The 26,896-nt window shown below is 69.2% G+C and carries 26 protein-coding genes and 1 pseudogene; 12 read left to right on the top strand and 15 right to left on the bottom strand.

What is annotated here, in order from left to right:
- The first annotated feature begins 228 nt into the window (after positions 1–228).
- Entirely contained in the window at positions 229–1,164 is a 936-nt protein-coding gene (locus tag ACFDS6_RS13745) for a ribose-phosphate pyrophosphokinase (protein ID WP_375272678.1), read from the top strand.
- A gap of 271 nt (positions 1,165–1,435) precedes the next feature.
- On the opposite strand, the gene ACFDS6_RS13740 is transcribed toward ACFDS6_RS13745, so the two are convergent.
- Positions 1,436–1,762, bottom strand: coding sequence for a PilZ domain-containing protein (locus ACFDS6_RS13740; RefSeq protein ID WP_375272677.1), 327 nt, complete (start codon positions 1,760–1,762; stop codon positions 1,436–1,438).
- A gap of 25 nt (positions 1,763–1,787) precedes the next feature.
- Positions 1,788–2,327 carry a sterol desaturase family protein gene (locus tag ACFDS6_RS13735; RefSeq protein ID WP_375272676.1) on the bottom strand — a complete coding sequence of 180 codons (540 nt, stop codon included), beginning with the start codon at positions 2,325–2,327 and terminating at the stop codon, positions 1,788–1,790.
- 53 nt (positions 2,328–2,380) lie between these two features.
- Between ACFDS6_RS13735 and ACFDS6_RS13730 the strand changes: the two genes are divergently transcribed.
- The 3 genes and pseudogenes from ACFDS6_RS13730 (at position 2,381) to ACFDS6_RS13720 (ending at position 6,654) form a co-directional block, all read left to right on the top strand.
- Positions 2,381–3,982 (top strand): lysine--tRNA ligase, encoded by a 1,602-nt coding sequence (locus tag ACFDS6_RS13730; protein ID WP_375272675.1) that lies wholly within the window; start codon positions 2,381–2,383, stop codon positions 3,980–3,982.
- Between the two features lie 284 nt (positions 3,983–4,266).
- A pseudogene (locus ACFDS6_RS13725) lies at positions 4,267–5,470 on the top strand (MFS transporter).
- 176 nt (positions 5,471–5,646) lie between these two features.
- Positions 5,647–6,654 (top strand): histone deacetylase family protein, encoded by a 1,008-nt coding sequence (locus ACFDS6_RS13720; RefSeq protein ID WP_375272674.1) that lies wholly within the window; start codon positions 5,647–5,649, stop codon positions 6,652–6,654.
- A 25-nt stretch (positions 6,655–6,679) separates the two neighbouring features.
- On the opposite strand, the gene ACFDS6_RS13715 is transcribed toward ACFDS6_RS13720, so the two are convergent.
- The 5 genes from ACFDS6_RS13715 to ACFDS6_RS13695 form a co-directional block, all read right to left on the bottom strand.
- Positions 6,680–6,958, bottom strand: a complete 279-nt coding sequence (locus ACFDS6_RS13715) for an acylphosphatase (RefSeq protein ID WP_375272673.1) — start codon at positions 6,956–6,958, stop codon at positions 6,680–6,682.
- A complete protein-coding gene (locus ACFDS6_RS13710) occupies positions 6,955–7,101 on the bottom strand; it encodes a hypothetical protein (protein ID WP_375272672.1) in 147 nt (48 codons plus the stop codon). The genes ACFDS6_RS13715 and ACFDS6_RS13710 overlap by 4 nt, the downstream gene beginning before the upstream one ends.
- A gap of 56 nt (positions 7,102–7,157) precedes the next feature.
- Positions 7,158–7,808, bottom strand: a complete 651-nt coding sequence (locus tag ACFDS6_RS13705) for a peptidylprolyl isomerase (RefSeq protein ID WP_375272671.1) — start codon at positions 7,806–7,808, stop codon at positions 7,158–7,160.
- Positions 7,809–7,845: 37 nt separating this feature from the next.
- Complete coding sequence (locus ACFDS6_RS13700) at positions 7,846–8,961, bottom strand: alpha/beta fold hydrolase (protein WP_375272670.1); 1,116 nt, start codon at positions 8,959–8,961, stop codon at positions 7,846–7,848.
- Between the two features lie 159 nt (positions 8,962–9,120).
- The gene (locus ACFDS6_RS13695) at positions 9,121–10,644 is read right to left on the bottom strand and encodes a peptide chain release factor 3 (protein WP_375272669.1); all 1,524 of its coding nucleotides are present in this window, start codon (positions 10,642–10,644) and stop codon (positions 9,121–9,123) included.
- Positions 10,645–10,966: 322 nt separating this feature from the next.
- Between ACFDS6_RS13695 and ACFDS6_RS13690 the strand changes: the two genes are divergently transcribed.
- Both ACFDS6_RS13690 and ACFDS6_RS13685 read left to right on the top strand, forming a co-directional pair.
- Positions 10,967–11,980, top strand: a complete 1,014-nt coding sequence (locus tag ACFDS6_RS13690) for a ferritin-like domain-containing protein (protein WP_375272668.1) — start codon at positions 10,967–10,969, stop codon at positions 11,978–11,980.
- An 11-nt stretch (positions 11,981–11,991) separates the two neighbouring features.
- The gene (locus ACFDS6_RS13685) at positions 11,992–13,026 is read left to right on the top strand and encodes a ferritin-like domain-containing protein (protein WP_375272667.1); all 1,035 of its coding nucleotides are present in this window, start codon (positions 11,992–11,994) and stop codon (positions 13,024–13,026) included.
- A gap of 415 nt (positions 13,027–13,441) precedes the next feature.
- On the opposite strand, the gene ACFDS6_RS13680 is transcribed toward ACFDS6_RS13685, so the two are convergent.
- From ACFDS6_RS13680 to ACFDS6_RS13665, 4 genes are all read right to left on the bottom strand, one after another.
- Entirely contained in the window at positions 13,442–14,860 is a 1,419-nt protein-coding gene (locus ACFDS6_RS13680) for an ammonium transporter (RefSeq protein WP_375272666.1), read from the bottom strand.
- Between the two features lie 13 nt (positions 14,861–14,873).
- Positions 14,874–15,212: a P-II family nitrogen regulator gene (locus tag ACFDS6_RS13675; RefSeq protein ID WP_375272665.1), complete on the bottom strand. Its 339-nt coding sequence runs from the start codon at positions 15,210–15,212 to the stop codon at positions 14,874–14,876.
- 216 nt (positions 15,213–15,428) lie between these two features.
- Positions 15,429–15,554 (bottom strand): hypothetical protein, encoded by a 126-nt coding sequence (locus ACFDS6_RS13670; RefSeq protein ID WP_375272664.1) that lies wholly within the window; start codon positions 15,552–15,554, stop codon positions 15,429–15,431.
- 4 nt (positions 15,555–15,558) lie between these two features.
- Complete coding sequence (locus ACFDS6_RS13665) at positions 15,559–16,104, bottom strand: pyridoxamine 5'-phosphate oxidase family protein (protein WP_375272663.1); 546 nt, start codon at positions 16,102–16,104, stop codon at positions 15,559–15,561.
- Between the two features lie 50 nt (positions 16,105–16,154).
- Here ACFDS6_RS13665 and ACFDS6_RS13660 point away from each other — a divergent pair, with 50 nt between their 5' ends.
- Both ACFDS6_RS13660 and ACFDS6_RS13655 read left to right on the top strand, forming a co-directional pair.
- Positions 16,155–16,400: a type II toxin-antitoxin system CcdA family antitoxin gene (locus tag ACFDS6_RS13660; RefSeq protein ID WP_375272662.1), complete on the top strand. Its 246-nt coding sequence runs from the start codon at positions 16,155–16,157 to the stop codon at positions 16,398–16,400.
- A complete protein-coding gene (locus tag ACFDS6_RS13655; protein ID WP_375272661.1) occupies positions 16,400–16,696 on the top strand; it encodes a CcdB family protein in 297 nt (98 codons plus the stop codon). The genes ACFDS6_RS13660 and ACFDS6_RS13655 overlap by 1 nt, the downstream gene beginning before the upstream one ends.
- A 4-nt stretch (positions 16,697–16,700) precedes the next feature.
- Here ACFDS6_RS13655 and tldD read toward each other — a convergent pair whose 3' ends face one another.
- Together tldD and ACFDS6_RS13645 are read right to left on the bottom strand one after the other, a co-directional pair.
- A complete protein-coding gene (tldD, locus tag ACFDS6_RS13650; RefSeq protein ID WP_375272660.1) occupies positions 16,701–18,128 on the bottom strand; it encodes a metalloprotease TldD in 1,428 nt (475 codons plus the stop codon).
- Between the two features lie 50 nt (positions 18,129–18,178).
- Positions 18,179–18,421, bottom strand: a complete 243-nt coding sequence (locus ACFDS6_RS13645) for a zinc-finger domain-containing protein (protein WP_093006286.1) — start codon at positions 18,419–18,421, stop codon at positions 18,179–18,181.
- A gap of 80 nt (positions 18,422–18,501) precedes the next feature.
- On the opposite strand from ACFDS6_RS13645, the gene ACFDS6_RS13640 reads away from it, so the two are divergent.
- Complete coding sequence (locus ACFDS6_RS13640) at positions 18,502–19,446, top strand: ABC transporter ATP-binding protein (RefSeq protein ID WP_375272659.1); 945 nt, start codon at positions 18,502–18,504, stop codon at positions 19,444–19,446.
- Between the two features lie 18 nt (positions 19,447–19,464).
- Here the strand turns inward: ACFDS6_RS13640 and ACFDS6_RS13635 are convergent, their stop codons facing one another.
- Both ACFDS6_RS13635 and ACFDS6_RS13630 read right to left on the bottom strand, forming a co-directional pair.
- Positions 19,465–20,388, bottom strand: coding sequence for an ABC transporter substrate-binding protein (locus ACFDS6_RS13635; protein ID WP_375272658.1), 924 nt, complete (start codon positions 20,386–20,388; stop codon positions 19,465–19,467).
- The gene (locus ACFDS6_RS13630; RefSeq protein WP_375272657.1) at positions 20,385–20,918 is read right to left on the bottom strand and encodes a hypothetical protein; all 534 of its coding nucleotides are present in this window, start codon (positions 20,916–20,918) and stop codon (positions 20,385–20,387) included. The genes ACFDS6_RS13635 and ACFDS6_RS13630 overlap by 4 nt, the downstream gene beginning before the upstream one ends.
- A 353-nt stretch (positions 20,919–21,271) precedes the next feature.
- On the opposite strand from ACFDS6_RS13630, the gene nadB reads away from it, so the two are divergent.
- From nadB to polA, 3 genes are all read left to right on the top strand, one after another.
- Positions 21,272–22,858 (top strand): L-aspartate oxidase, encoded by a 1,587-nt coding sequence (gene nadB, locus ACFDS6_RS13625; RefSeq protein ID WP_375272656.1) that lies wholly within the window; start codon positions 21,272–21,274, stop codon positions 22,856–22,858.
- A 171-nt stretch (positions 22,859–23,029) separates the two neighbouring features.
- A complete protein-coding gene (locus tag ACFDS6_RS13620) occupies positions 23,030–24,163 on the top strand; it encodes a serine hydrolase (protein ID WP_375272655.1) in 1,134 nt (377 codons plus the stop codon).
- A 191-nt stretch (positions 24,164–24,354) separates the two neighbouring features.
- A partial coding sequence (gene polA / locus ACFDS6_RS13615) for a DNA polymerase I (protein ID WP_375272654.1) occupies positions 24,355–26,896 on the top strand: 2,542 nt, incomplete at its 3' end.

Genomic DNA, 26,896 nt, shown 5'->3' with positions numbered 1-26,896 from the left:
GCGTGTCGATCCCGGTGCGCGTCATGCTCGACACGCTGGAGGAGGCGAAGCGCCCGGCCTCGGCCGATCCGGTGTTCTCCGAACTGTGGCGCGAGGTAGGCGACGAGCAGCAGATCGTCCAGCGCACGATCGCCCGCTGGCGCGCGCAGGGGCGGTAGCCCAACGTCCGGCAGCCATTGCCATCGCGCGCGTGGCGGCTAAAGCCGGCGCGCGAAGGGGACCCACGCCATGAAGCTGTTGACCGGCAACTCCAACCTGCCGCTCGCCACCGCGATCTCGGACTATCTCGAGGTGCCGCTCACCGAGGCGCTGGTCAGGCGCTTCGCCGACGAGGAGATCTTCGTCGAGATCATGGAGAATGTCCGCGGCGAGGACGTGTTCCTGCTCCAGTCGACCAGCTACCCGGTCAACGACAACCTCATGGAGCTGCTGATCATGATCGACGCGTGCAAGCGCGCGTCGGCGAAGCGGATCACCGCGGTGCTGCCCTATTTCGGCTACGCGCGGCAGGACCGCAAACCGGGCCCGCGCACGCCGATCTCGGCGAAACTGGTCGCCAATCTGATCACCACCGCGGGCGCCGACCGCGTGCTGTCGGTCGACCTGCACGCCGGGCAGATCCAGGGCTTCTTCGACATACCCACCGACAATCTGTTCGCCGCGCCGGTGATGAGCGCGGACATCCGCACGCGGTTCGGCGACAAGAACCTGATGGTGGTATCTCCGGACGTCGGCGGCGTGGTGCGCGCCCGCGCGCTGTCCAAGCGGCTAGACAACGCCCCGCTCGCGATCGTCGACAAGCGGCGCGAGCGCGCGGGCGAATCGGAGGTGATGAACATCATCGGCGACGTCGAGGGCCGCTTCTGCGTGCTGATCGACGACATCGTCGATTCGGCGGGCACGCTCTGCAACGCGGCGGCGGCGCTGCGCGAGGCGGGGGCGGAGGACGTCGTCGCTTACGTGACGCACGGCGTGCTGTCGGGCGGCGCGGTCGCGCGGGTCGAGGGGTCGTCGCTCCGCGAGCTGGTGATCACCGAGTCAATCGGAAACCACGAGTCGATCGGGAAGGCGGAGAAGATCCGGCACCTGACGATCGCTCCGCTACTGGCAGAGGCGGTCAAGCGGATCGCGGATGAGACTAGTGTTAGTAGTCTGTTTGACTGACGATGGCAGGCGCGGCCACGTCCGCGCCGATGCGCGCAGCGCAGCCATCGGCACGGCCGGCGGGCAGGCGCCAGCCTGATCCGGCCGACGACGCGGGCTTGGCCCGCGTGGGTCTTCTTTCCGCGCCAGCGCCGCTTGCGAGCAGACAGCTCTTCAGAAGAGCAGAAAAGAGATACGCTGGCCAAGCCCGCGTCGTCGGCCGTGTCCGGCTGTGCCGGCACGCCGTCCGGGCGAGCGGTTCGCTGGCGCGACCAGCGCGACGCGGTCGCGCTTACCGCTCGCCGAGCGCCACGATATGATCAAAAACAGCCGGATGCAGCGGCTTCGAAAAGGCGCACCCGTACCTAAACTTGTCGCGCCACGCGACCACCGCCTCCAGCGCGGCGAGGCCCGGCAGCGTCAGCCACACGGTCGTCCCCGGCCAGAGCGTGAAGCTGGTCTGCGCGCGAAAACCGGTGACCGACAGGTCGACCACGTCGATCTCGAACCGCGTGTTGCCGCGGTCGCGCAGGTGCGCCTTCATCTTCACCGCACGACGCAGCGCGTGGCGATGTTCCTCGGCGTCGGTCGAATCAGGAATGGGGATCGCGGGTTCCATGGCCTCGAGTCATGCCCCGAAAGGGTTAATCTTCGGCAAAGGCCGCGTGGCCGGGCGCCATCCGGTCGGGCACGCTCGACCGCCGTACGCCCTTGCGCCCGCGCCGCTTGAGCTCGGCCTTGAGGTCCTCGGGCTTGGGCGCGACGATGAAGCCGAAGCTGACGTTGCCCTCGCGCGTCTCGACGACGTGGTGGAGGCGGTGCGCCTGCACGATCCGCTTCATGTAGGCACCGCGGGGCAGGTAGCGCGTCGGGATACGACGGTGGACGATCACGTCGTGGAACCCGAAATAGATCATCCCGTAGGCCGCGACGCCCGCGCCGATCCAGATCAGGCCCGGCCACCAGCCGTAATGCAGCGCGCCGTAGATCATCGCGATCGACGGCACGGCGAAGATCACCGCGTAGAGGTCGTTCAGCTCCCAATGTCCGTCGCGCGCACGGTGGTGGCTCTTGTGCAGGAACCAGCCGGGGCCGTGCATCACCCAGCGATGCATCGCGTAGGCGAAACCCTCCATCAGCACGACGGTGACGAGGAACAGGAGAAGCGCGGACCACGGAGCCATTGTGTTCGCGCATATAGCGTTGTTGTGGCCTTATCGCTACGTCGCACCGCACCATGAACGACGAACTCCGATCCGCCGCACTGGAATCGAAAGCCTGGCCGTACGAGGAGGCGCGCAAGCTCCTCAAACGCTATCCCCAGGGCAAGCCGAACGGCGACGCCGTGTTGTTCGAGACCGGCTACGGTCCCTCGGGGCTGCCGCACATCGGCACGTTCAACGAGGTGCTGCGTACCACGATGGTGCGCCAGGCGTTCCACGCGCTGTCCGACCAGCCGACCCGGCTGGTCGCGTTCAGCGACGATATGGACGGGTTGCGCAAGGTGCCCGACAACGTGCCCAACGGCGCGATGCTCGCCGAGCACCTCGGCAAGCCGCTGACGCGCATCCCCGATCCGTTCAACAAGTTCGACAGCTTCGCCGCGCACAACAACGCGATGCTGCGGCAATTCCTCGACCGCTTCGGGTTCGACTACGAGTTCGTCTCCTCGACCGACTATTACACGCAGGGTCGCTTCGATGCGGCGTTGAAGGGCGTGCTGCGTCACTTCGAGGGCTTAATGGACGTGATGCTACCGACGCTCCGTGCCGAGCGCCGCGCGACCTACTCGCCGATCCTGCCCATCAGCCCCACGACCGGAGTGGTGCTGCAGGTGCCGGTCGAGGTGGTCGAAGCCGAGGCGGGCACGATCGCCTTCACCGACCCGGCGACGGGCGAGCGCGTCGAGCAGAGCGCGCTGGGCGGCATGTCGAAGCTCCAGTGGAAGGTCGACTGGGCGATGCGCTGGGTCGCACTCGGCGTCGATTACGAGATGGCGGGCAAGGACCTGATCGATTCGGTGACGCAATCGTCCAGGATCGCGCGCGTGCTCGGCGGGCGACCGCCGGAGGGGTTCAACTATGAGATGTTCCTCGACGAGAACGGCGAGAAGATCTCCAAGTCGAAGGGCAATGGCCTGAGCCTCGAGCAGTGGCTGACCTACGGCCCGGAGGAGAGCCTAGCCTTCTACGCCTACCGCGAGCCGAAGAAGGCCAAGCAGCTCCACATGGGCGTGATCCCGCGCGCGGTGGACGAGTACTGGCAGTTCCGGAGCAATTACGCGGCCCAGGTAACCAAGGAACGGCTCGGCAACCCGGTGCACCACATCCACGACGGCAAGCTGCCCGAGGGCGAGTTGCCGGTGACCTTCGGACTGCTGCTCAACCTGGTCGGCGTAATGGGCGAGGGCGCGACGCCCGAGCAGGTGTGGGCCTATCTCGCCAATTACGTCCCCGACGCGTCGGCGGGGCGTTATCCCGAGCTAGACCGGCTGATCGGCCACGCGCTCGCCTACCACCGCGACTTCATCGCCCCGACCTTGCAGCGTCGCGCACCCGAGGGCGTCGAAGTCGAGGCGCTCCACCGCCTCGACGCCGCGCTCGCCGCGCTGCCGGCGGACGCGAGCGCGGAGGACATCCAGAACGAGGTCTACGAGATCGGCAAGACCGGCGGGTTCGACTCGCTCCGCGACTGGTTCAAGGCGCTGTACGAGACGCTGCTGGGCTCGTCGCAGGGGCCGCGGATGGGAAGCTTCATCAAGCTGTACGGGGTGGAGAACACGCGCAGGTTGATCGCCGAGGCCGTAGGCGCGGCCACGTCCGCGCCGGTGCGCGCGTAGCGTCGCAAGGGCCGAGCCGGCCGGCGGGTCGGCACCAGCCGAACCCGTCCGACGACGCGGGCTTCTCCCGCGGCGGCCTCCTTGCCCGCTCCCTACTCACCTCCCTGAAAGGAGGGGTCGGGGGTGGGTTGGTGCGGCCGGTGACATTCATACGGGGTAAGCGCTAGCGTCTTCCCGACCCACCCCCAGTTCCTTCCTTTCGTGGATGGGAGCCCGTTACGCTTCAGCCAACCCCTCGCATTCGATCTTGCACCCCGCCACCCCAGCCCGCATCTGATGCTGCAATGCAGCAACGCGCGCCTGCCTCGACCCTGAAGCCCACCGCGCCTATCGGCCTCGTCCACCTCGCGCTCGCGGTCGGCGGGTTCGCGATCGGCACGGCGGAGTTCGCCGCGATGAGCCTGGAGCCCGATCTCGCGCAGGGGCTGGGCGTCGACGCGCCCGCGGTCGGCCATCTGATCAGCGCCTACGCGCTGGGCGTGGTGGTCGGCGCGCCGACGCTGGCGGTGGTGCTCGCCCGCGTTCCGCGGCGAAGCGCGCTGATCATGCTCATGCTCATGTTCGCGGCCGGCAACGCGCTCTCGGCGTTCGCGCCCGGCTACAACGCGATGCTCGCGTTCCGCTTCATTGCGGGGTTGCCGCACGGTGCCTATCGGCGTCGCCGCACTCGTCGCCGCGTCGCTGATGCCCGGGCGGCGGACCACCGCTGTCGGGCGCGTCATGCTGGGGCTGACGGTTGCGACGATCGTCGGCGTGCCGCTCGCCAAGCTGCTCGGCCAGTGGCTCAGCTGGCGCTACGTGTTTGGCGTGGTCGCCGCGCTCGCACTCATCACCGCCGCGCTAGTCGCCGCCTTCGCGCCGCACGACCGGCCCGAGCGCGACGCCAGCCCGCTGCGCGAACTCGCCGCGCTGCGTAACGGGCAGGTGTGGTTGACGCTCGCGATCGGCGCGATCGGTTTCGGCGGGCTTTTCGCGGTTTACACCTACCTCGCCTCGACGCTGACGCAGGTCACGGGGGCCTCGGACGCGGTCGTGCCGCTGGTGCTGGCGGTGTTCGGCGCGGGGCTGATCGCGGGCAATCTGTTCGTACCGCGCTTCGCCGACCGCGCGCTGATGCCGACCGCGGGCGTGCTGCTGATCTGGTCGGCGGGCGTGCTCGCGCTGTACCCGTGGGTGAGTGGCAACCTGCTCGCGATCACCGCCTGCGTGTTCGCGATCGGCTGCGGCGGTGCGCTCGCCACCGTGCTCCAGACGCGGCTGATGGACGTGGCGGGCAGCGGGCAGGGGTTGGCGGCGGCGCTCAACCACTCGGCCTTCAACGTCGCCAACGCGATCGGGCCGTGGGCGGGTGGCCTGGCGATCGCGGGCGGGTACGGCTGGGCGTCGACCGGCTACGTCGGCAGCGCGCTGGCGCTCGCCGGGCTCACGATCTGGGGCGTGACGTTCGCGGTCGAGCAACACGGACGGAACCGCGTCGCGCCGGCCTGAGCGGTTCGCGACGCCGCTTCGGTCGTGACGCCTGCGTGACGCGGTCGTCGCCCGGTGTCCTGCGGACGCTCGGCGTGGCATGAGGGCGGCATGATATTCCCATTCGCCTGCCTCTCCGACCGCTCGCGCGCGCATGCGTGTCGGGGCGCGACCTTCCGCCGCGCGGTGCCGCGGGCGTGAGGCGCTTCTTCTCGCCCGCGCAGGCCACCCACGCGCCCGCGCAGGAACTCCACAACGGCGCGTTCACCGGTTACGCGGAGAAGCCTTCGCGCGCGGGGGCGATCCTCGACGCGATCGGCGGTGCGGAACAGCCGCGCGACCACGGTATCGCGCCGATAGAAGCGGTGCACGAGGCGGGTTACCTCGCTTTCCTGCGCGATGCGGCCAAGTTGTGGCAGGAGGCCGGCCGCCCCGGTCAGGCGATCCCCTACGCTTTTCCGATCGTTGGTCGCCGCCCGCTCGCGCTGTCGCGAATCGACGCGCTGCTCGGGCGCTACTCGCTCGACGCGACCACGCCGCTTACGCGCCAGACCTGGGCAGCGGGCTACGCCAGCGCACAATCGGCACTCGCCGCGACGCACGCGCTGCTCGGGGGCGAGCGCGCCGCCTTCGCGCTGTGCCGCCCGCCCGGCCACCACGCGGGGCGCGATTACTGCGGCGGCTACTGCCACATCAACGTCGCGGCGGTCGCAGCACAGGCGGCGCGGGACGCCGGATGCGCGCGCGTCGCGGTGCTCGACATCGACTATCACCACGGCAACGGCACGCAGGACATCTTCTGGGATCGCGGCGACGTCTTCTACGTCTCGGTGCACGCCGATCCCGCGACCGACTATCCGTTCTACTGGGGCCACGCCGAGGAGGTGGGCGAGGGCGACGGGCAGGATGCGACGCTCAACCTGCCGCTGCCGCAGGGCACGCGCATCGACGCGTTCCGCGCCGCGCAGGCGACGGCGCTTGAGGCGATCGCGCGGTTCGGGGCCGAGTTGCTCGTCGTCAGCTTCGGCGCGGACACGTGGGAGGGCGATCCGATCAGCGCGTTTCGGCTGACCACCGACGACTACCCGATCCTGGCGCGCGACATCGCGAAGCTCGGACTGCCGACCGCGATCGTGATGGAGGGCGGCTACGCGATCGACGCGCTGGGTCTGAACGTCGCGGCGTTCCTGTCGGGGTTCGACTGAGGCGCGCGCCCGGAACAAGGCGCGTTCAGCAAGTCGGGCGCTTCTCGAACCCGTCCAGCACCTCGCCGGACGTGTCGTCGCTCACCGAGACGTCGTCGACCCGCGACGCCGGCGATCCCTGCCGCGCGCGCTCGATCATCGCCGCAACCATTTCGGGCGCACCCGAGATCACCGCCTCTACCAAGCCGTCAGCGCGGTTGCGCACCCAGCCGTCGAGCCCGAGCCCGCGCGCCTGCTCGACGGTCCAGTCGCGGAAGAACACGCCCTGCACGCGGCCGGTCACCACCAGCCGGCGGCGGATCACTCCACCTGGTCCCCGCTCGCGGGCTCCGGGTAATCGTCGGGCTTGGCCTTGCCCTGGTTCTTGACCGCCTGCTCGTCGGCGGCGTCGCGCACCTTGTCGTCGCGCTCGAAATCGCCGCCGGGCTTGTTGGGTTGATCGGGCATCGCTCGTCTCCTCGGGCGATCAACGAGCTATCGACCGGGAAGGTTCAGCGCCCTCCTCAGCCCTCCCGCCGCCGCTCGATCAGCCACGGCCGCGGGCGTCCGGTCGGCTGCGGCTTGCCGTCCAGCCGGACCGCGCGGTTGACGCGCACCGGGCGCAGCATCAGCGTGCCGCGCATCTGCCCGCCGACCGGCTCGGCCAGTATACGGCGGACCGTCGCCTGTCCCGCTACGACGCGGCCGAACGCGGCGTAGCCGGGGTTGCTCGGGCTCCAGTCCATCGAAGGCAGCGCGCCGACGGTGATGAAGAAATTGCCGTTCGCCGATCCCGGCGGCCCCATCCGCGCCATCGAGATCGTCATGTCGAGGTGCTTGATCCCGGTCTTCCTGGTCGACTCGTGCGGGATCGTGTCGAGGAAGCGGCGCGCGTCGGTGCGGATGCCGCCCTGGATGAAGCCGTAGCGCGGGTCGCGCTTGTTCTTGGCGGTGCGGTAGAAAGAGATGCCGTCGAACCGCCCGTCGTCGACGTAGCGGAGGAAATTGGCGGTGGTCGCCGGCGCCTTCTTCGCGGCGAGCGCGATCACCATCGGGCCGTCGGCGGTTTCCAGCCGGACGCGCACCCAGCCCGGCGTCGCGCGGTCGGCGCGCTGCGCCGCGGCAGGCGCGACGAGCAGGGGGGCGAGGAGGACGGCGGCAAGAAAGCGGATCATGGACGGCGAGGTAGAACCCACCCCGACGCGCCGCAAGCTACTCGGTCCGCTTCAGCAGCGCGGCGAGATCGCCTTCCCAGAATCTGGCCCAGGTGTGCGTGCCGTGTCCGCGCGTCTCGGGCGTCTCCGGGATCAGCCGGAACGTCGCGTCCTTCATCCGCTTCACCGCCTCCGCCGGGTAGGCGAAGCCGCGCGGGTTGATGAAGTCGTCGGCCGAGTTGATCCACACCGTCGGCGCGGTGATCGCCTCCAGCCGTGGCCAGGGATCGTAATTGCGCGACGAATCGAGCTGGTAGATCAGATCGTTGGCGTCGATCCCCTTTATCGAGGCGGTCACCCGCTCGCGCGCGTAGGTCGCGGCGGCGTCGCGCGTCGGGTAATTGACCTGTATCCACAAGGGCGCACCGCCCGCGACGAACAGCAGCGACGCCGCCCCGCGAATGCCCTGCGTCGGCTCGGCGGTGTAATTGCCCGCCATCCACGCCGGATCGCTGGTGATCGCGTCGATCGCGAGTTGCCGCCACATGCGGTTGAGCCCGCCGATCTGCACCGCCTCGCACCCCAGCGGCATCAGCGCGTGCGCGAACGTCGGATAGGTCTCGCCCCAAATGAAGGCGTGCATGCACCCCATCGACGTGCCCATGATCAGCCGCATGTGCTTGATGCCCAAGCCTTCGGTCAGCAGCCGGTGCTGCGCGGCGACCATGTCGTCGTAATCGTACTTCGGGAACGCCATGCGCAGGCCGTCGGAGGGCTTGGACGACCCGCCGTGCCCGATATTGTCGAGCAGAATCACGAAGAAGCGCGTGATGTCGAGCGGCTGGCCGGGGCCGTAGAGCCGGTCGGCGAACTGGGGCTGGAGGAACTGCTTGCCGGTGCCGCCGGTGCCGTGGAGCACCATCACCGCATTGTCGATCTCGCCCGCGGCGTTGCGGTGCGGGGTGCCGAGCGTTGTGTAGTGGAGTCTCAGCGCGCCCATCCGCTCGCCCGATCGAAAGGCGAAGTCGCGCGCGATGTAGTCGGCCTCGCGGGTGGGCCATTGGCTCGCGGTCGTCGGCGTCGTCGCCGCGCGGGTCGCGATCGGGGCGGCGGGGGTCGCCTGCGGCGGCGGGGTCAGCGCCTGTAGCGCGGCGGCGAGAAGGGCGAGCAGCATGGGCGCATGCTACACCGCCGGTGCGGGGACGCCAGAGGACTCGGTTATTCTGCCGTCACTCCGGACTTAATCCCGGGTCCCGCTTGTGTCCGATCAACCAGAAGCGGGATGCCCGGCTCAAGGCCGAAATGACGGGCGTGGAAGCAGGCGTAGCTAGCCCTAGCGCTCGCGCGTCGCGTTGAAGCGGACCTTGGGGTAGCGGTCGGCGACGTAGCCGATCTCCCACGCGCTCTTGGCCAGGAACACCGGGTTGCCGTCGCGGTCCTTGGCCATTGCGCCGCGGTTGACGTCGGCGAACGCCTTCAGGTCGGCCGCGTCGCCCGTGACCCAACGCGCGGTGTCGAACGGCGCGGGTTCGAGCCCGGCGGCGACCTTGTACTCCGCCTCCAATCGGCTGATCAGCACCTCGAGCTGCAACTGCCCGACGACGCCGACGATCCAGTTCGACCCGATCTCTGGGTAGAAGACCTGCGTCACGCCTTCCTCGGCCATGTCGTCCAATGCCTTGCGCAACTGCTTGGTCTTGGTCGGGTCCTTGAGCGCCACGCGGCGCAGGATCTCGGGCGCGAAATTGGGCAGGCCGGTGAAGCGGATGTCGGCGCGCTCAGACAGGGTATCGCCGACGCGCAACGTGCCGTGGTTGGGAATACCGATGATGTCGCCGGGGAACGCCTCGTCGGCGACCTCGCGGTTCTGCGCGAAGAACAGGATCGGCGAGTGAACCGCGATCGGCTTGCCGTGCCCCGTGGGCGTCAGCTTCATGCCGCGCTTGAACGTGCCCGAGCACAACCGCATGAACGCGATGCGGTCGCGGTGGTTGGGGTCCATGTTGGCCTGCACCTTGAACACGAACCCGGTCACTTCGTCCGCCTCGGGCGCGATCGGCGCGGGCTCGGCCGGTTGCGGACGCGGGGGCGGTGCGTGGCGCGCGAGCGCGTCGATCAGCTCGGCGACGCCGAAATCCTTCAACGCCGATCCGAAATAGACCGGGGTCAAATCGCCGTTGCGATAGGCTTCCGCGTCGAACTCGGCATAGCCCGCCTGCGCCAGCTCGACCTCCTCCGCGAACCGCTCGGACAAGGTCACGTCGGTGTCGACGCGGCCCTGGAAGTTGCGGCTGTCGCCCTCCGGCCGGCTGACCCCGCCCGTCTCCAGGTCGAGCACGCCCTCGAACTCGCCGCCCATGCCGATCGGCCAGCTCATCGGCGCGACGTCGAGTGCGAGCATGTCGGCGATCTCGTCGAGCAGCTCGAACACCGGTCGGCCTTCGCGGTCGACCTTGTTGACGAAGGTGATGATCGGCACCGAGCGCAGCCGGCACACCTCGAACAGCTTGCGCGTCTGCGCCTCGATGCCGCGCGCGGCGTCGATCACCATGACGGCGGAGTCGACCGCGGTCAGCGTGCGGTACGTGTCCTCCGAGAAGTCCTCGTGCCCCGGCGTGTCGAGCAGGTTGAAGGTGATTCCGCCCCGCTCGAACGTCATCACCGACGAGGTGACCGAGATGCCGCGCTGCTGCTCGATCTTCATCCAGTCGGAGCGCGCGCGCCGGTTCGCGCCGCGCGCCTTGACCTCGCCCGCCAAGTGGATCGCGCCGCCGGCGACCAGCAGCTTCTCGGTCAGCGTGGTCTTGCCGGCGTCGGGGTGGGAGATGATCGCGAAGGTACGGCGGGGCGAGGTCATGATGGTCCTGGGTCGGGCGCGAAAGGTGAGGCAAAGGTGAGGCCAACGCGCGTCGTCGCCGGTCCCGCGATCCGGTGCCGGTGCGGCATGCGGATCGTCCGCTCGCGCGCATAGCAGCAAGCGCGGGGTGAAGGACAGAGGGGACGGACGGCGCGCCCGACCGCCGGCTGAATCGTTCAGAACAGGCGAAATAATCGAAAAGTTTGATCGTGTCCGGTTGAGCGAAGCGGTCGCCTGAGCGTTGGACAGTATTGCCGGCATCGTTTCAAGCGCCGCGAGAGGTCAGCGATGCGCGGGTCGGCACAGGCTAGGGAGACACTGAATGGCCGATAGTGCAGAGTTGATCGAGGCGCTCGATCGACGCGTGAGGCGGCGCGACGACCGTCGCGAATTCTTCCGGCACGCGCTCAGCGTCGGTGCGTTGGCAGCCGGCGGTGCGGCGTCGCTGGGCTTCGCCGGCACGGCGCGCGCACAGACCGCGGCACCGAGCGACAGCGACATCCTCAATCTCGCGCTCAACCTCGAGTATCTCGAGGCGCAATTCTACGTCTACGCGGTCAACGGCGAGGGGCTGCCCGCGTCGCAGCTGACCGGCACCGGCCGGCAGGGCGCGGTGACGGGCGGGCGCAAGGCGAACCTGACCGACCGCACCGTGATCCAGTACGCGCGCGAGATCGCGGCGGACGAGTTGGCGCACGTCGCCGCGCTGCGCGCGACGCTCGGCAACGCGGCGGTGGCGCAGCCCGCGATCAACATCTCGGGCGCGGCGGGCGGCCCGTTCACCGCGGCGGCGACCGCGGCGGGGATCGATTTGACGGCCAGCGGCGGCGTGTTCGATCCCTACGCCAACGACGACAATTTCCTGCTCGGCGCCTATATCTTCGAGGACGTCGGCGTCACCGCTTACCAGGGCGCGTCGCCGCTGCTCACCAACGTCGACATCATCGACGCGGCGGCGGGCATCCTGGCGGCGGAAGCGTTCCACGCCGGGATCATCCGCAGCGCGCTCTACGCGCGCGGCGTCGCGACGCCCGCGCTGCGCACCAACGCCGACAAGATCTCCGACGCGCGCGACACGCTGGACGGGACGCGCGTCTCGGCCGGGCCTCCCAACATCGTCGCCGATTCCGACCAGGGCATCTCGCCGATGACGGTGAACGGGCAATTGGTCTCGAACTTCGTGCCGACCGACGCCAACGGCCGCACGTTCAGCCGCACGTCCGAGCAGGTGCACAACATCGTCTACCTGACGCGCATGCAGGCGACGTCGGGCGGCTTCTTCCCCAACGGCACCAACAACCCCAACGCCGCGCTCACGCGCTCCGGCGCGAACTGAGGAGGGGGCAGATGAGCAACGAAACCAGCCTGATCGAGATGATCGAGCGCGTCGAGCACCAGCGCAGCGCGCGTCGCAGCTTCATGCGGCTGTGCGGCGGCGCGGCGGTGATGACGGGTGGCCTGTCGCTGCTGGCGGCATGCGACGAGGACAACGACTTCACCCCCGCTCCGGCGCCGTCGCCGACCCCGACGCCGACCACGGGCACCGTGACCGACGTCGACGTGCTCAACTTCGCGCTGCAGCTCGAGTATCTCGAGGCCAACTACTATTCCTACGCCACGACGGGGCAGGGGATCGCGGGCGGCCTGCAGACGGGTACCGGCACGCAGGGCGCGGTGATCACGGGCAGCGGCGCGGGCGCGGCGCGTCAGGTGACCTTCACCGATCCGATCATCGCGCAATATGCGCGCGAGATCGCGGCGGACGAGGTCGCGCACGTCACGTTCCTGCGCACCGCGCTGGGTGCGTCGGCGGCGGCGCAGGCGTCGCTCAACCTGTCGGGTTCGGCGAGCGTCACGACGCCCGGCGGCACCGCGGTCGGCGCCTTCACCGCGGCGGCGCGCGCGGCGGGCGTGGTCGGGGCGAGCGACATCTTCGATCCGTTCGCGAGCGACGAGAACTTCCTGATCGGTTCCTACCTGCTGACCGACGTCGGCGTCAGCGCCTATCGCGGCGCGGCGCGGTTGATCAGCAACAAGACTTTCCTGGAAGCGGCGGCGGGTATCCTGGCGACCGAATCCTACCACGACGGCGTGATCCGCTCGTCGCTGTGGCAGCGTGGACTGGCAGCGCCGACGATCTACACCCGGATCAAGCAGATATCGGACGCGCGCGACGGCCTGGACGGCGCGAGCGACACCGATCAGGACATCGGCGACGCCACCACCGCCAATCTGGTGCCGACCAACAACAACGGCTTCGTGCTCGGCCGCACGCCGCAGCAGGTGCTGAACGTCGTGTACCTGACGCGGACCGCGGTGAACGCAGGCGGGTTCTTCCCGGCCGGCATCAACGGCAACGTGCGGACATCGGGCGCCAACTAAGCCGACACACCGTCGACCGACGCGAACCGCGTCCGTGCACCCCGCACGGGCGCGGTTTCGTTATGGCGCCGCGCGCGCCTCAGCCACGCAGCAGTGCCGCGGCGAGCGCGATCGAGCCGGCGACGGAGACGAACAACAGCACCAGCGCGATCTGGATCGCGCGCTGCACTCGGGGATCATTGGTCACGCATGCCATATCGTGCGTCGGGGCGCCTGGCTCAAGCCGCAGAGGGTCGCGCCGTCGCGGCGCTCTCCGTGATACCTTCGCGAAATCGCGCACGAACCGCGAAACGCGCATCTTGGAGCAGGCGGGCAGGCGCAAAAAAACCCGGTACGTCGCCGTACCGGGTGCGAGGTGGTGTCCGCAGGAGGAACATCGTGGTGGCGACGAGCACCGCCCGCCGCCGAAAAGCCGTCAATAATTGTAGGCGCGCTCGCCGTGCTCGTTGATGTCGAGGCCTTCCGCCTCGACCTCGGCGGTGGGACGCAGCCCGATCGTCGCCTTGAGCCCCAGGAACAGGATCGCGGACACGCCGCCCGACAGCACCAGCGTCAGCAGCACCGCCTTGATCTGCGTCACCACCTGCGCCGCCATGTCGTACTCGCCGGCGACCGACGGGAACTGCGTGTAATCGAACCAGCCCTGCCCGCCGAGCGCCGGGTCCGCGACGATCCCGGTCGCGATCGCGCCGATGATGCCGCCGACGCAGTGGATGCCGAACACGTCGAGCGTGTCGTCGTAGCCGAGGCGGTTCTTCACCGTGGTCACGAAGAAGAAGCACACCGCCGATGCAGCGAAGCCGAGCAGGATCGAGGTCATCGGCGCCGCGAACCCCGCCGCCGGCGTGATCGCGACCAGTCCCGCGACCGCGCCCGACACCCCGCCCAGGAGCGACGGCTTCTTGTGCACGACCTGCTCGATCACCGCCCAGGCGACCGCCGCCGCCGCGGTCGCGACGAAGGTGTTGATGAACGCGACTGCCGCGACACCGTTCGCCTCCAGGTTGGAGCCCGCGTTGAACCCGAACCAGCCGACCCACAGCAGGCTGGCGCCGATCATCGTCATGGTGAGCGAGTGCGGCGGCATCGGCTCGGCCTTGTAGCCGCGGCGCTTGCCGATGATCAGGCAGCCGACCAGCCCGGCGATCCCGGCGTTTATGTGCACCACGGTGCCGCCCGCGAAGTCGAGCGCGCCCCAGCCGTAGAGGAGGCCGGCGTCGGTCGGATTGTCGGCGAGGAAGTCGGGACCCGCCCAGTACCACACCATGTGCGCCATCGGGAAATAGACGATCGTCAGCCACAGCACGGTGAAGATGATCAGCGGGGTGAACTTCACCCGCTCGGCGAAGGCGCCGACGATCAGTGCGGGCGTGATGCACGCGAAGGTCATTTGAAAACAGATGAACGCATATTCGGGGATGTAGACGTTGTTGGAGAAGGTCGCCGCCAGCGTGGTCGCGTCGACGCCTTGCAGGAACGCCTTGGAGAAGCCGCCGACGAAGGCGTTGCCGCTGGTGAACGCCATGCTGTACCCCCAGCACACCCAGACGAGCGAGGCGACGCTGACGATCATCAGCACCTGCATCAGCACGCTGAGCATGTTCTTGGTGCGCACCAGCCCGCCGTAGAACAGCGCGAGCCCGGGCACCGACATCATCAGCACCAGCGCCGATGAGATCAGCATCCAGGTCGTGTCGCCCTTGTTGACCATGCCGGTCATCGCCGCGGCGGCGGGCGCGCGCACCGGGCCGCCGGTCTGCGCCCAGGCGGGCAGCGCCGCGGTCATCGCCGCGCCCGCCGCTGCCAGGCTGAAATATTCAATTAATCGCTTCATTCCCCAACCCCCGTCAGAGTGCGTTGTCGTCGGTTTCGCCGGTGCGGATGCGTACCGCCTGTCCGACATCGAGCACGAAGATCTTGCCGTCGCCGATCGCGCCGGTGTTGGCGGCGGCCTGCACCGCCTCGACGACGCGCTCGGCCATGCCGGTCGCGCACACGACCTCGATCTTGATCTTGGGCACCATGTTGGTGCTGTACTCGGCGCCGCGGTAGATCTCGGTCTGGCCCTTCTGGCGACCGAAGCCCTTCACCTCGGACACGGTCATGCCCGCCACGCCGATCGCGGTCAGCGCCTCGCGCACCTCGTCGAGCTTGAACGGTTTGATTACGGCGATCACCAGCTTCATCGCGCCCCCTTCCCTGTAGCGAGAAGGGCCGTCGCAACGACCGTGCCAGATGAGTTTAAGGTGAGAAGTGCGGTTTGGAAGCGCTCAGGATCGTAACGCGCTGGTAATAATTAGGCAGCGCGCCGCGCCGCTGCCTGTTTTTCAGGCAGGGTCGAGCAACCGTCGCGCGCGTGACAGGTCGTCCTCGTCCACCATGACGCGTGCGGGGATCAGCAGTCAGCTGCCGTCGGCGATCGACGCGCCGGTGTCGAACGCCACCGCGTCGATCCCCTCCGACTCGAGCCGGCCGACGATGATGTTGGCGAGGTTGCGGTCGAAGCGACCGAGTTCGACCAGCGCCATCCGCTCAGGCCGGAACCGTGGGATTGCGCACCGGCAGCCCGTCGATGCTGGTCGTGCGCACAGCGTATTTGGCGAAGCGCGCCTGGTCGTCGTGCTTCTCGTGGTACTTGTTGAGCGTCTCGCGCGTGCGCTCGAACGCCATGTACGGCACGCCCCAGCCGCACGAGGTCTGCACTTGATCGACCGCGACGACGAAAATCTGCCGCGTGCCCGGCAGCAAGGTGAAGTTGGCCGCGAGTGCCGCCCACTCGTCATCCTGCGGCAGCACCGGGCGGCCGCGGCCGTAGATGCGGAAGATCAGCGCCGGATTGTCGAACGCGCAGAACATGATCGTGATGCGCCCGTCGGCGAGCAGGTGCGCGTTGGTCTCGTTCCCCGATCCGGCGACGTCGAGGTAGGCGACGGTACACTCGTCCAGCACGCGGAAGCTGTCCATGCCCTTGGGGCTCAAATTGACGCGCGTCCCCGCCGCCGCGGTCGCGACGAAGAACACCGGCTGCTTCGCGACGAACGCGCGATGCTCGGGGGTGAGCGCGGGGAAGAACTCCATGGCACGTGCCTCACGTTGACGCGCATGGGGCATGCGCATAATCTGCGCGCATGAAGCACGATCCGATCAGCTCCGGCAAGCGCAAAGCGGTCAACCTGTCGATCGACACCGGCGTCGTCGCCGCGGCGCGCGAGGTGGGGATCAACCTGTCGCAGACCTGCGAGGCGGCGTTGCGTACGGCCACCAAGGCCGAGCGCGACCGCCAATGGGCCGAGGACAATCGCGAGTGGATCGAGGCCAATAACGCCTGGGTCGAGAAGAACGGATTGCCGCTCGAGAAATATCGCCTGTTCTGATGGCGCGTTTCGACGTCTATTCGGCGCCGGACGGCGGATATTGGCTGGATTGCCAGTCCGACCTGTTCGGCACGTTGAACAGCCGCTTCGTCGCGCCGCTGGTCGAGGAGAGCGAGCGCCCCGTCGGCGATCCTCGCCTCACGCCCGTATTCGAAATTGGCGGCGTGGCCTACACGATGCAGGCTCATCTATCCGGTGCGGTCGCGGCGCGGTTGCTGCGCGAGCCCGTCACCAATTTGGTCGAGCACGAATACGCGATCGGCGCCGCGCTCGACCTGTTGCTGGGCCGCTACTGACCGCTCAGGCGGTCGCGGTGCCGCCCACCGTCAGCCCGCCGATCAGCAGCGTCGGCTGACCCACGCCCGCCGGCACGCTCTGCCCGCCCTTGCCGCACATGCCGATTCCTTCGTCGAGCGCGAAGTCTTTGCCGACGCCCTCAACCTTGGTCAGCACGCTGGGTCCGTCGCCGATCAGCGTCGCGCCCTTGATCGGCGCGCCGATCTTACCGTTCTCGACCAGATACGCCTCGGTGCACGAGAAGACGAACTTGCCCGACACGATGTCGACCTGACCGCCGCCGAACGATTGCGCGAAGATGCCGCGCTTGACCCGGCTGAGCAGCTCGGCCGGATCGTCCTTGCCCGCCTTCATGAAGGTGTTGGTCATCCGCGGCATCGGCGCGTGCGCGAAGCTCTCGCGGCGGCCGTTTCCGGTCGGCTCGACCCCCATCAGCCGCGCGTTGAGGCGATCCTGCATGTAGCCCTTGAGGAAGCCGTCCTCGATCAGGATCGTCTCCGCAGTCGGCGTGCCCTCGTCGTCGATCGACAGCGAGCCGCGCCGGTCGGCGATCGAGCCGTCGTCGACCACGGTCACGCCGCGCGCCGCGACCTGCTCGCCGATCCGGCCGGAGAAGGCGCTCGTCCCCTTGCGGTTGAAGTCGCCTTCCAGCCCGTGGCCGATCGCCTCGTGCAGCACGATGCCCGGCCAGCCCGGCCCCAGGAGCACCGTCATCTCGCCCGCGGGTGCGGCGACCGAGTCGAGGTTGACCAATGCCTGGCGCAGCGCCTCGTCGACCGCGCGGTTCCACGCCGCTGGCTCGAACAGCTGGTCGTAGAGGTAGCGCCCGCCCATGCCGAACGTGCCCGTCTCGCGCCGGCCGTTCTGCTCGACCACGATCGAGACGTTCAAGCGAACGAGCGGGCGCACGTCGGTGGCGACGAAACCGTCGGCGCGGACGATCTCGACCACGCTCCACGTGCCCGACAGCCCGACCGACACCTGCGCCACCCGCGGGTCGCGCGCGCGCGCCGCGGCGTCGATCGTCTGGCACAGGTTCACCTTGTCGGCGAAGGGGACGAGGTCGAGCGGGTCGGCGTCGGTGTAGAGGTGGCGGTTGGTGCTGCGCGGCGGCTGCGCCTTGGGCGTGCTCGACGGGTCGATCAGCGCCATCGTCTCCGCGGCGCGCTTGATCGCGGCCTCGCTCACCTCGTTGGCGTGCGCGAATGCGGTCATCTCGCCCGACACCGCGCGCAGGCCGAACCCGGCGTTGGTGTCGTAGCTCGCGGTCTTCAGCCGCCCGTCGTCGAACCCGAACGCCTCGGCCTTGCGATACTGCAGGTAGAGTTCGCCGTCGTCGGCCTTCGCCAGCGCGTCGGCGGTGAGCGCTCGCGCGGCGTCGGGGTCGAGCGAGTCGCGGTACAGGAACGAGCGGGGGTCGAGTGCGGTCATGTCATCCTAGATAGGACGGCCGCGCGTGATGGCAAAGCCGGTGCGCGCGCTCAATGCACGTCGGGGCTGGCACCTTCGGAGATGTCGGGCAGCGTCGACTGGTCCACCCCATCCGCCGCACCGCCGATCAACACGAAGCGCCGGTCGCAGTAGCCGCAGTCGACGTAGCCGTGCTCGTCGATTTGGAGGTAGATGCGCGGGTGGCCGAGCGCCGCGCCGCCGGGAATGTCGCTGGCACCATCGCAGGCGACGCGGGGTTGCGAGACACGGACGACTTCGAGCGGCGGATGCATGACCCGCGCGTTAGCAAGCACGCGCGCGACTCGCAATCATCGCCTAGCGCGCGGCCTGCGATCGGCGTACCGCGCCGAACATGACCGAAGCCGCGATCTCGATCCAGAACCTGTGCAAGACCTACGCCGCCGCGGGGCCCGGCGCCGCGGCGAAGCGCGCGCTCGACGGCGTGACCTTCGACGTGCCGCGCGGCAGCGTGTTCGGGCTGCTCGGCCCCAACGGCGCGGGCAAGTCGACGCTGATCAACATCCTGGCGGGCCTCGTCAACAAGACCAGTGGCACCGCGTCGATCTGGGGCTTCGACATCGACGAGCACCCGCGCAACGCCAAGGCGTCGATCGGGATCGTCAACCAGGAAATCCTGTTCGACCCCTTCTTCACGCCGATCGAGACGCTGGAGATCCAGGCCGGGCTGTACGGCGTGCCCAAGCGCGAGCGGCGCTCGATGGAGCTGCTGCGCGCGGTCCACCTGGAGGACAAGGCGAGGGCGTACGCGCGCACGCTGTCGGGCGGCATGAAGCGGCGGTTGATGGTCGCCAAGGCGATGGTCCACCAGCCCCCGGTGCTGGTGCTCGACGAGCCGACCGCGGGCGTCGACATCGAGCTGCGGCAGCAATTGTGGACGTACGTCCGCTCGCTCAACGACGCCGGCGTGACGGTGGTGCTGACCACGCACTATCTCGAGGAGGCGGAGGAGCTGTGCGACCGGATCGCGATCATCAACGGCGGCCGCGTCATCGCCAACGAGCCCACCGCCGAACTGGTCGGCAAGGCGCAGGAGAAGGTCGTCGCGGTGACGGTCGACCGCGACGTCGCCGACCTGCCCGACGCGTCGTGCTTCGAGAAGATTGTGCTGCGCGGCACCCGCACGCTGGAGATCACCTATTCCAAGGACCGGGTGAACGCGGGCGAGGTGCTGGCCGCGGTACAGCGCGACGGGCTGGGCATCGTCGACGTGACCACCAGGGAGGCCGATCTGGAGGACGTGTTCCTGAGCCTGACCCGCGCCGCCAACGCGGGGTGACGACTTGGGGGGGGCGGGCTAGGTGCGCAGCCGCACCCAACCCTCGCCCGCGTCGCGCCGCTCCGCCGGATCGATGCACGCGGCGAGGATCTCCGCCGATTCGACCAGCCGCGGTCCCGGGCGGTTAAAGAAATGGTGCCCGTCGGCGACGAACACGCGGTTCGCGCGCACCGCGCTCAGGTCGCGCCAGCGCGGGTGGTTCACCACCGGGCCGAGCTCTCCCATCGTCTGCGGGATCTGGTAACCGCACGGCATCATCACGATCACGTCGGGGTCGGCCTCTGCCAGCGCGTCCCATTCGAGCCACGGCGAATGCTGCCCCGCGGCGGCGAACAACGGCTCGCCGCCCGCGATCCTGACCAGCTCGGGTACCCAATTCCCCGCCGCCATCAGCGGCTCGGTCCACTCGATCGAGGCGACGCTCGGCCGCTCGGCGCGCGCGGCGACGCGCGCTTCCAGCGCCGCCATCCGCTCCTTGAGTGCCGCCACCGCCGCGGCGGCCTCCGCCTCGCGCCCGGTAGCTTCTCCGACGCGCGCGAAATCGCCCCACACGTCCGACAGGTCGTCGGGTGCGAGCGACACCAGCACCGGCTGCGTGCCGGTCCACTGGTCGAGCGCGTCGACCAGGTCGGCGGGCGTCACCGCGCACACCGCGCACTGCGACTGCGTCAGGATCACGTCGGGGCGGATGTCGCGCAACCGCTCGGTGTCGACCGCGTAGACCGACAGGCCCTGGCGCACGATCTCCTGCACGCGCACGTCGATCTCGAGCGAGGTCAGCCCCTTCTCGAGCTTGGTCGAGGTCAGCACCGGCAGGTCGCCGACGAAGCGCGGGAAGTCGCACTCGTGGCTGCGCCCGAGCAATTGCTCGCCCAGGCCCACTGCCACCGCGATCTCGGTCGCGCTCGGCAGCAGCGAGACGACGCGCGGGGGAGCGCTCATGCGGCGCGCGGCGCGGCCGCGTACCAGCGCGGCGCCGCGCGCGTCAGCACCACGTGGAGCGCGGCCAGCACGCCGCACCACAGCGCGTCGTTGGCGAACAATTGCGCAACGATCGCGGGCGTGAACGTGCTCGTCCCGCCGACCGCGAGCGCGAAGCCGTAGAGCAACGCCTCGTCGAGCACGAACGCCGCGGCGAACACCGCCAGCGCGCGCGGCAGCGTCACGCCGCTCGCGAAGGCGGCACGCGCGAACAGTCCCGCCGCGACGCTCGCCGCCCCTAGCGCCACGCCCCAGGCGAGCGCGTAGCCCTCCAGCGGATAGCCGAGCAGGCCGAAGCCGAGCAGCTGGTTCACGCCCCAGGCGCCCAGGATCGTCACCAGCATCGCGGGCGTCCGCATCGTCGCCGCCGCGACCACCGCCAGCCCGACGAACGGCATCATGCACGCGGTCGCCAGCGTCCCAAGGATCGTCGCCGCGGCGAGCGTCAGCGGCCACGCGAGGTCGCGTACGGCAGAGTTCGAGGCGGACATGCGTTTCTCCCGGTTTACGCTGCGCCAATTAGCCGCCGGTGCGGAGCTTGCCCAGCCTGACCATGCATCTTCTCCCCTCCATGCAAGGGAGGGGCCGGGGGTGGGTAGGTGTGACACGAAGCATTGCCATCGCAGTCGACCTACCCCCAGTTCCTTTTTTTCGACAGATCGGGAGCGGAAGGCCCAACCCGCCTGAACGGCCACGCCGGGACTGTCCTACGTCAACCACTTGGTGCACAGGCTGGCGCCATGCATCCGCTCGCCTTCTCGTTCGTGCCTACCTTACCGGCCATCGCGCGCACGCACGCGAGTCGGCGCGACCTTCGTGACCTTCCGCACCGCGGAGCCGCCGCGTGAGCGCTGCGGGCAGCGACGTGCTGATCGTCGGCTCGGGCGCGGCTGGCCTTACCGCGGCGCTCAACCTCGCCGATCGCTTCCGCGTCACTGTGCTCGCGAAGGGGGCGTTGAACGAAGGCTCGACCGCCTGGGCGCAGGGCGGGATCGCCGCGGTGCTCGAACCCGGCGACACCTTCGCCAACCACGTCGAGGACACGATGGTCGCGGGCGCGGGCCTGAACGACCGCGACGTGGTCGAGTTCGTCGTCGGCGCGGCGCCGGAGGCGATCGCGCGGCTGCGCGCGCTCGGCGTCCCCTTCGCGGAAGAAGGCGGCGCGCTCCACCTGACGCGCGAGGGCGGGCACTCGCACCGCCGCATCGTCCACGTCGCCGATGCGACCGGCTGGGCGGTGCAGGAGGCGCTGCAGCGCGCGGCGGAGGCGCACCCCAACATCACGCTCCTGCCCGATCGCTGCGCGATCGACCTCGCCACCAGCCGGCACGAAGAGCGCTACTCGGGCGCGGGCAACGTCTGGGGCGTCTACGCGCTCGACCGCGCGTCGGGTACGGTCGAGCTGCACACCGCGCGCGCGACGATCCTGGCGACCGGCGGGGCGGGGCGCACCTACCTGTTCTCCACCGCGCCGCGCGGCGCGACCGGCGACGGCATCGCGATGGCGTGGCGCGCCGGCTGCCGCATCTCCAACATGGAGATGATGCAGTTCCACCCGACCTGCCTCTACAATCTGGAGATCAAGAACTTCCTCATCACCGAGGCGGTGCGCGGCGAGGGCGGGCGGTTGATCAACCCGGCGACCGGCAAGCGCTTCATGACCTATTACGACTCCGACCGGATGGAGCTCGCCCCGCGCGACGTGGTGGCGCGCGCGATCGACGCGGAGATCAAGCGCTACGGGCTCGACTATGTCCACCTCGACATCAGCCACATGCCCGCCGCGTTCGTCCGCGAGCATTTCCCCAACATTCACGAGAAGCTGCTGGGGCTTGGGCTGGACATGACGGTGCAGCCGATCCCGGTCGTGCCCGCGCAGCATTACACCTGCGGCGGCGTCGTGGTCGACCGCGACGGGCGCACCGATCTGCCCGGGCTCTACGCGGCGGGCGAGTGTACCGAGAGCGGCCTGCACGGCGCCAATCGGCTCGCCTCCAACTCGCTGCTCGAATGCTTCGTCTACGGCGAGGCGGCGGCGCGCCACATCGCGGCAACGTGGGACAGCTTGCCCGAGGTGCCCGCGATCCGCGCCTGGGACGAGAGCCGCGTCACCGACTCGGACGAGGAAGTCGTCATCAAGCAGAACTGGACCGAGATACGGCGCTTCATGTGGAACTACGTCGGCATCGTGCGCACCACCAAGCGGTTGCAGCGCGCCAAGCGCCGCATCGACCTGCTCACTCAGGAGGTCGAGGAGCATTACGGCCATTTCCGCGTCACCGCCGACCTGATCGAACTGCGCAACCTCATCCAGACCGCCGACCTGATCGTCCGCGCCGCGCTCCACCGTCACGAGAGCCGCGGGCTGCACTTCACGCTCGACTATCCCGACATGCTGCCGGCGGCGGTCGACACCGTGCTGGTGCCGTGAAAAGCATGGCCGCACAGACGCTTGTGCGCCCGCTCGTGTTGCGTGCGAGGGACCGCGTCACAACATCTCGTCGCATGGATGAGGTCAATGGTCGCAACCGCGCACGTCCGCCATTGCCGATCGCGTTCGGCTCGGGGCAACGCTTGGGCGTCGGGCGAGGTGCGGGTGCGAATGAATAAGGTTGGAATTCTCGGGCTGGCCGCCGTGCCGGCGCTGGTGATGGCGTGCAGCGGCGGGGTGGTGCCCGATCCGGGTGGCCGCGCACCGCTGGCCGCGCAGACGCAGAGCTACGCCACGCCGATCGTCAGCCTGCCCGTGCCCGTCACGCGCCCGCTGCCCGTCACCAACGCCGCGCCCGCCGCACTTCGCGCGCGCGTCGACCAGTTGATAGCCGACTTCCCCGGCAAGGCGGGCGCCGCGATCCGCGCGGTGGACGACGGCTGGACCGTGCAGCGCGGCGGCGCGCTCAGCCTGCCGCAGCAGAGCGTCAGCAAATTGTGGGTCGCGCTGACCGTCCTGTCGCAGCGCGACGCGGGCAAGCTCCGGCTCGACGACCCGGTGCTCGTCACGCCGCAGGACCTGACATTGTTTCACCAGCCGATCGCCGCGGTGGTGCGCGGCGAGGGCTATCGCACCACCGTCATGGGGCTGCTGACGCGCGCGCTGACGCAGAGCGACAATACCGCCAACGACCGGCTGCTCACCCTGGTCGGAGGACCGAGCGCGGTGCGCGCGTTCATCGCCGAGCATCAGCTGGGCGCGATCCGCTTCGGTCCGGGCGAGCGGCTGCTCCAGAGCGGCACCGCCGGGCTCACCTGGAACCAGTCGATGGCGACGGGGCGCGGGTTCGAGGCGGCACGGTCGCGGCTCGCGCCCGACGTGCGCGCGGCGGCGATGCAGCGCTACATCGACAATCCGCCCGACGGCGCCGCGCCGCTGGCGATCGCCGACGCGCTCGCGCGGCTGGCACGCGGCGAGCTGCTGACCGAGACATCGACCCGCGTCATGCTCGACACGATGGGCGCCTCGGTGACCGGCCGCGCGCGGCTGCGCGCCGCGCTGCCCTCGGGGTGGAAGATCGCGCACAAGACCGGCACCGGGCAGGAACTCGCCGGGCGCAACGCCGGGTTCAACGACGTCGGGCTGCTGACCGCGCCCGACGGCAAGCGCTACGCGGTCGCGGTGATGATCGGCGACACGCGCACCCCGATGCGCGTGCGCCAGCAGCTGATCCAGAACGTCGCCGCGGCGCTGACCGGCGGCCGCGCGGGCGCGAGCGCCAGCGAGGATGCGAGCGAGGGCTGATCCTCTCCCGTCATCCAGGACCGGATCCGGGATCCCGCTTCCTTGCCCAAGTGAGAGAACAAGCGGGGCCCTGGATCAAGTCCGGGGCGACGCGTGGGTGAGGTGATCGGCCGCGTTGCCGATCCGCCACGCACCAACATCATCGCGCCGCCCCTGTTTCGCGCCGCGGCGAAAGCCCCTAAGTGTCGGCCATGCCGCATCTCTACCTCGTCGACGGTTCGGGCTACATCTTCCGCGCCTATCACCGCCTGCCGCCGCTCACCAACAAGCACGGCGAGCCGGCCGGCGCGGTCTATGGCTACGCCTCGATGCTGTGGCGGCTGGCGGACGACCTGCACAAGGCGGACGGCCCGACGCACATGGCGGTGATCCTCGACAAGTCCTCGGTCACCTTCCGCAACGAGATGTACGATCAGTACAAGGCGCACCGCCCGCCGCCGCCCGAGGATCTCGTGCCGCAGTTTCCCATGATCCGTGACGCGACCCGCGCCTTCTCCTTGCCGTGCATCGAGGAACAGGGCTGGGAGGCCGACGACCTGATCGCCAGCTACGCCAAGGCGGCGCTGGCTGAAGGCTGGCAGGTCACCATCGTGTCGTCGGACAAGGACCTGATGCAATTGGTCGAGGACGGCAGCCTCGACATGCTCGACACGATGAACAACCGCCGGCTGATGGCGGCGGACGTTGAGGCGAAGTTCGGCGTGCCCCCGTCCAAGGTCGGCGAGGTGCTGGCGCTGATGGGCGATTCGGTCGACAACGTGCCCGGCGTCCCCGGCGTCGGCCCCAAGACCGCGGCCAAGCTGATCCAGGAGTTCGGCGACGTCGAGGGCGTGCTCGCCGCCGCGCCCGAGATGAAGAAGAGCAAGCTGCGCGACAATCTGCTCGAACACGCCGAGAACGCTCGGCTGTCGCGGCGGCTGGTCGCGCTCGCCTGCGACGTGCCGCTGCCCGAACCGCTCGAGGATCTTGCGCTCAAGGGCATTCCCGAGGCACCGCTGCGCGCGTTCCTTGAACACCACGGCTTCAAGTCGCTGCTGTCGCGGCTGGGGCAGGTCGCCGACGCGGCCGTTCCCGAGGCGAAGGTGCCCGGCGTCCAGTTCGACGACGAGCCCGCGTGCGACCACGATGGCTACGAGACGGTCGTTGACGAGGCCAAGCTCGACGAGTGGATCGCCGCCGCGCATCACCAGGGCTGGGTCGCGCTCGATACCGAGACGACGGGCAAGGACCCGATGGCCGCGACCCTGGTCGGCATCTCGATCGCGCTCGCCCCCAACCGTGCCTGCTATGTTCCGCTAGGACATGGCGGCAGCGACATGTTCGCCGAGCGCCCGGCGCAGCTCGACACCGCGCTGGTGCTGGGCAAGCTCAGGCCGCTGTTGGAGGACGCCGGCGTCCTAAAGGTCGGGCACAATTTCAAGTACGACCTGATCGTGCTCGACCGCGCCTATGCCGCCGCGGGGCTGGGCGCGGTGACGATCGCGCCGCTCGACGACACGATCGTGATGAGCTTCGACCTTGACGCCGGCTTGCACGGCCACGGCATGGACGAGCTCGCCGCGACGCACCTCCAGCACTCGTGCATCGCCTACAAGGACGTGGTCGGCACCGGCAAGAAGGCGCTCGGCTTCCACGAGGTCGATCTGAAGGCCGCGACCCGCTACGCCGCGGAGGACGCCGACGTGACGCTGCGGCTGTGGCGGCGGTTCAAGCCGCGGCTGCCCGCGGAGAGCGCGACCCGCGTCTACGAGATGGTCGACCGCCCGCTCGTCCCCGTGATCGCGCGGATGGAGCAGCGCGGCATCACCGTCGACCGCGAGCGGCTGGCCGCGCTGTCGGCCGACTTCTCCGAGCAGATCGCCGGGCTGGAGACGGTGATCCACGACCTGGCGGGCGGCGCCTTCACCATCGGCAGCCCCAAGCAATTGGGCGACGTGCTGTTCGAGCGGCTGGGCCTGAAGGGCGGGCGCAAGGGCAAGAGCGGAGTCTATTCGACCGACGTCAACGAACTCGAACGCCTCGCCGCCGACAAGGACTCGGCCGGAGCTGAGATCGCGCGCAAGGTCCTCGACTGGCGCGGCCTCACCAAGCTCAAGAACACCTACACCGATACGCTGCAGGAGCAGATCAACGCCGACACCGGCCGCGTCCACACCAGCTACTCGCTGACCGGGGCGCAGACCGGGCGGCTGTCCTCGTCCGACCCCAATCTGCAGAACATCCCGATCCGGCAGGAGGTCGGTCGCCAGATCCGCGACGCGTTCGTGGCGCGGCCCGGCCACGTCATCCTCGCCGCCGATTACTCGCAGATCGAGCTGCGGCTCGCCGCGCACATGGCCGACGTGCCCGCCTTGAAACAGGCGTTCGCGAACGGCGACGACATCCACAGCCTGACCGCGCAGGAGCTGTTCGGCGAGGTGACGCGCGACAATCGCGCGCGCGCCAAGACGATCAACTTCGCGATCCTCTACGGCATCAGCCGCTGGGGGCTCGCCGGCCGGCTCGACATCTCGTCGGACGAGGCGCAGTCAATGATCGACCGCTATTTCGATCGCTTCCCCGGCATCAACCGCTACATCGCCGAGACGCTGACCGGCGTGCGCGAGCGCGGCTTCACCACCACCCTGTTCGGGCGCAAGACGCACTTCCCGCGCATCCGCAGCAAGGTGCAGAACGAGCGCCAGGGCGCCGAGCGCGCCGCGATCAACGCGCCGATCCAGGGCACCAGCGCCG

The organism is Sphingomonas sp. (assembly GCF_042095875.1).
Lineage (GTDB): Bacteria > Pseudomonadota > Alphaproteobacteria > Sphingomonadales > Sphingomonadaceae > Sphingomonas.
This window is presented reverse-complemented; position numbering and strand designations above follow the sequence as displayed.

Excerpts from the sequence above, each read along its gene's own strand:
- ACFDS6_RS13690 (WP_375272668.1), top strand. The coding sequence starts at position 10,967 with ATGGCCGATAGTGCAGAGTTGATCGAGGCGCTCGATCGACGCGTGAGG.
- ACFDS6_RS13745 (WP_375272678.1), top strand. The coding sequence starts at position 229 with ATGAAGCTGTTGACCGGCAACTCCAACCTGCCGCTCGCCACCGCGATC.
- ACFDS6_RS13665 (WP_375272663.1), bottom strand. The coding sequence starts at position 16,104 with ATGGAGTTCTTCCCCGCGCTCACCCCCGAGCATCGCGCGTTCGTCGCG.
- ACFDS6_RS13670 (WP_375272664.1), bottom strand. The coding sequence starts at position 15,554 with ATGGCGCTGGTCGAACTCGGTCGCTTCGACCGCAACCTCGCCAACATC.
- ACFDS6_RS13710 (WP_375272672.1), bottom strand. The coding sequence starts at position 7,101 with ATGCCCGATCAACCCAACAAGCCCGGCGGCGATTTCGAGCGCGACGAC.
- ACFDS6_RS13695 (WP_375272669.1), bottom strand. The coding sequence starts at position 10,644 with ATGACCTCGCCCCGCCGTACCTTCGCGATCATCTCCCACCCCGACGCC.
- ACFDS6_RS13630 (WP_375272657.1), bottom strand. The coding sequence starts at position 20,918 with ATGTCCGCCTCGAACTCTGCCGTACGCGACCTCGCGTGGCCGCTGACG.
- ACFDS6_RS13635 (WP_375272658.1), bottom strand. The coding sequence starts at position 20,388 with ATGAGCGCTCCCCCGCGCGTCGTCTCGCTGCTGCCGAGCGCGACCGAG.
- ACFDS6_RS13655 (WP_375272661.1), top strand. The coding sequence starts at position 16,400 with ATGGCGCGTTTCGACGTCTATTCGGCGCCGGACGGCGGATATTGGCTG.
- ACFDS6_RS13620 (WP_375272655.1), top strand. The coding sequence starts at position 23,030 with ATGAATAAGGTTGGAATTCTCGGGCTGGCCGCCGTGCCGGCGCTGGTG.
- ACFDS6_RS13645 (WP_093006286.1), bottom strand. The coding sequence starts at position 18,421 with ATGCATCCGCCGCTCGAAGTCGTCCGTGTCTCGCAACCCCGCGTCGCC.
- ACFDS6_RS13705 (WP_375272671.1), bottom strand. The coding sequence starts at position 7,808 with ATGATCCGCTTTCTTGCCGCCGTCCTCCTCGCCCCCCTGCTCGTCGCG.
- ACFDS6_RS13680 (WP_375272666.1), bottom strand. The coding sequence starts at position 14,860 with ATGAAGCGATTAATTGAATATTTCAGCCTGGCAGCGGCGGGCGCGGCG.
- ACFDS6_RS13675 (WP_375272665.1), bottom strand. The coding sequence starts at position 15,212 with ATGAAGCTGGTGATCGCCGTAATCAAACCGTTCAAGCTCGACGAGGTG.
- tldD (WP_375272660.1), bottom strand. The coding sequence starts at position 18,128 with ATGACCGCACTCGACCCCCGCTCGTTCCTGTACCGCGACTCGCTCGAC.
- ACFDS6_RS13640 (WP_375272659.1), top strand. The coding sequence starts at position 18,502 with ATGACCGAAGCCGCGATCTCGATCCAGAACCTGTGCAAGACCTACGCC.
- ACFDS6_RS13700 (WP_375272670.1), bottom strand. The coding sequence starts at position 8,961 with ATGCTGCTCGCCCTTCTCGCCGCCGCGCTACAGGCGCTGACCCCGCCG.
- ACFDS6_RS13685 (WP_375272667.1), top strand. The coding sequence starts at position 11,992 with ATGAGCAACGAAACCAGCCTGATCGAGATGATCGAGCGCGTCGAGCAC.
- ACFDS6_RS13735 (WP_375272676.1), bottom strand. The coding sequence starts at position 2,327 with ATGGCTCCGTGGTCCGCGCTTCTCCTGTTCCTCGTCACCGTCGTGCTG.
- ACFDS6_RS13660 (WP_375272662.1), top strand. The coding sequence starts at position 16,155 with ATGAAGCACGATCCGATCAGCTCCGGCAAGCGCAAAGCGGTCAACCTG.
- ACFDS6_RS13740 (WP_375272677.1), bottom strand. The coding sequence starts at position 1,762 with ATGGAACCCGCGATCCCCATTCCTGATTCGACCGACGCCGAGGAACAT.
- ACFDS6_RS13730 (WP_375272675.1), top strand. The coding sequence starts at position 2,381 with ATGAACGACGAACTCCGATCCGCCGCACTGGAATCGAAAGCCTGGCCG.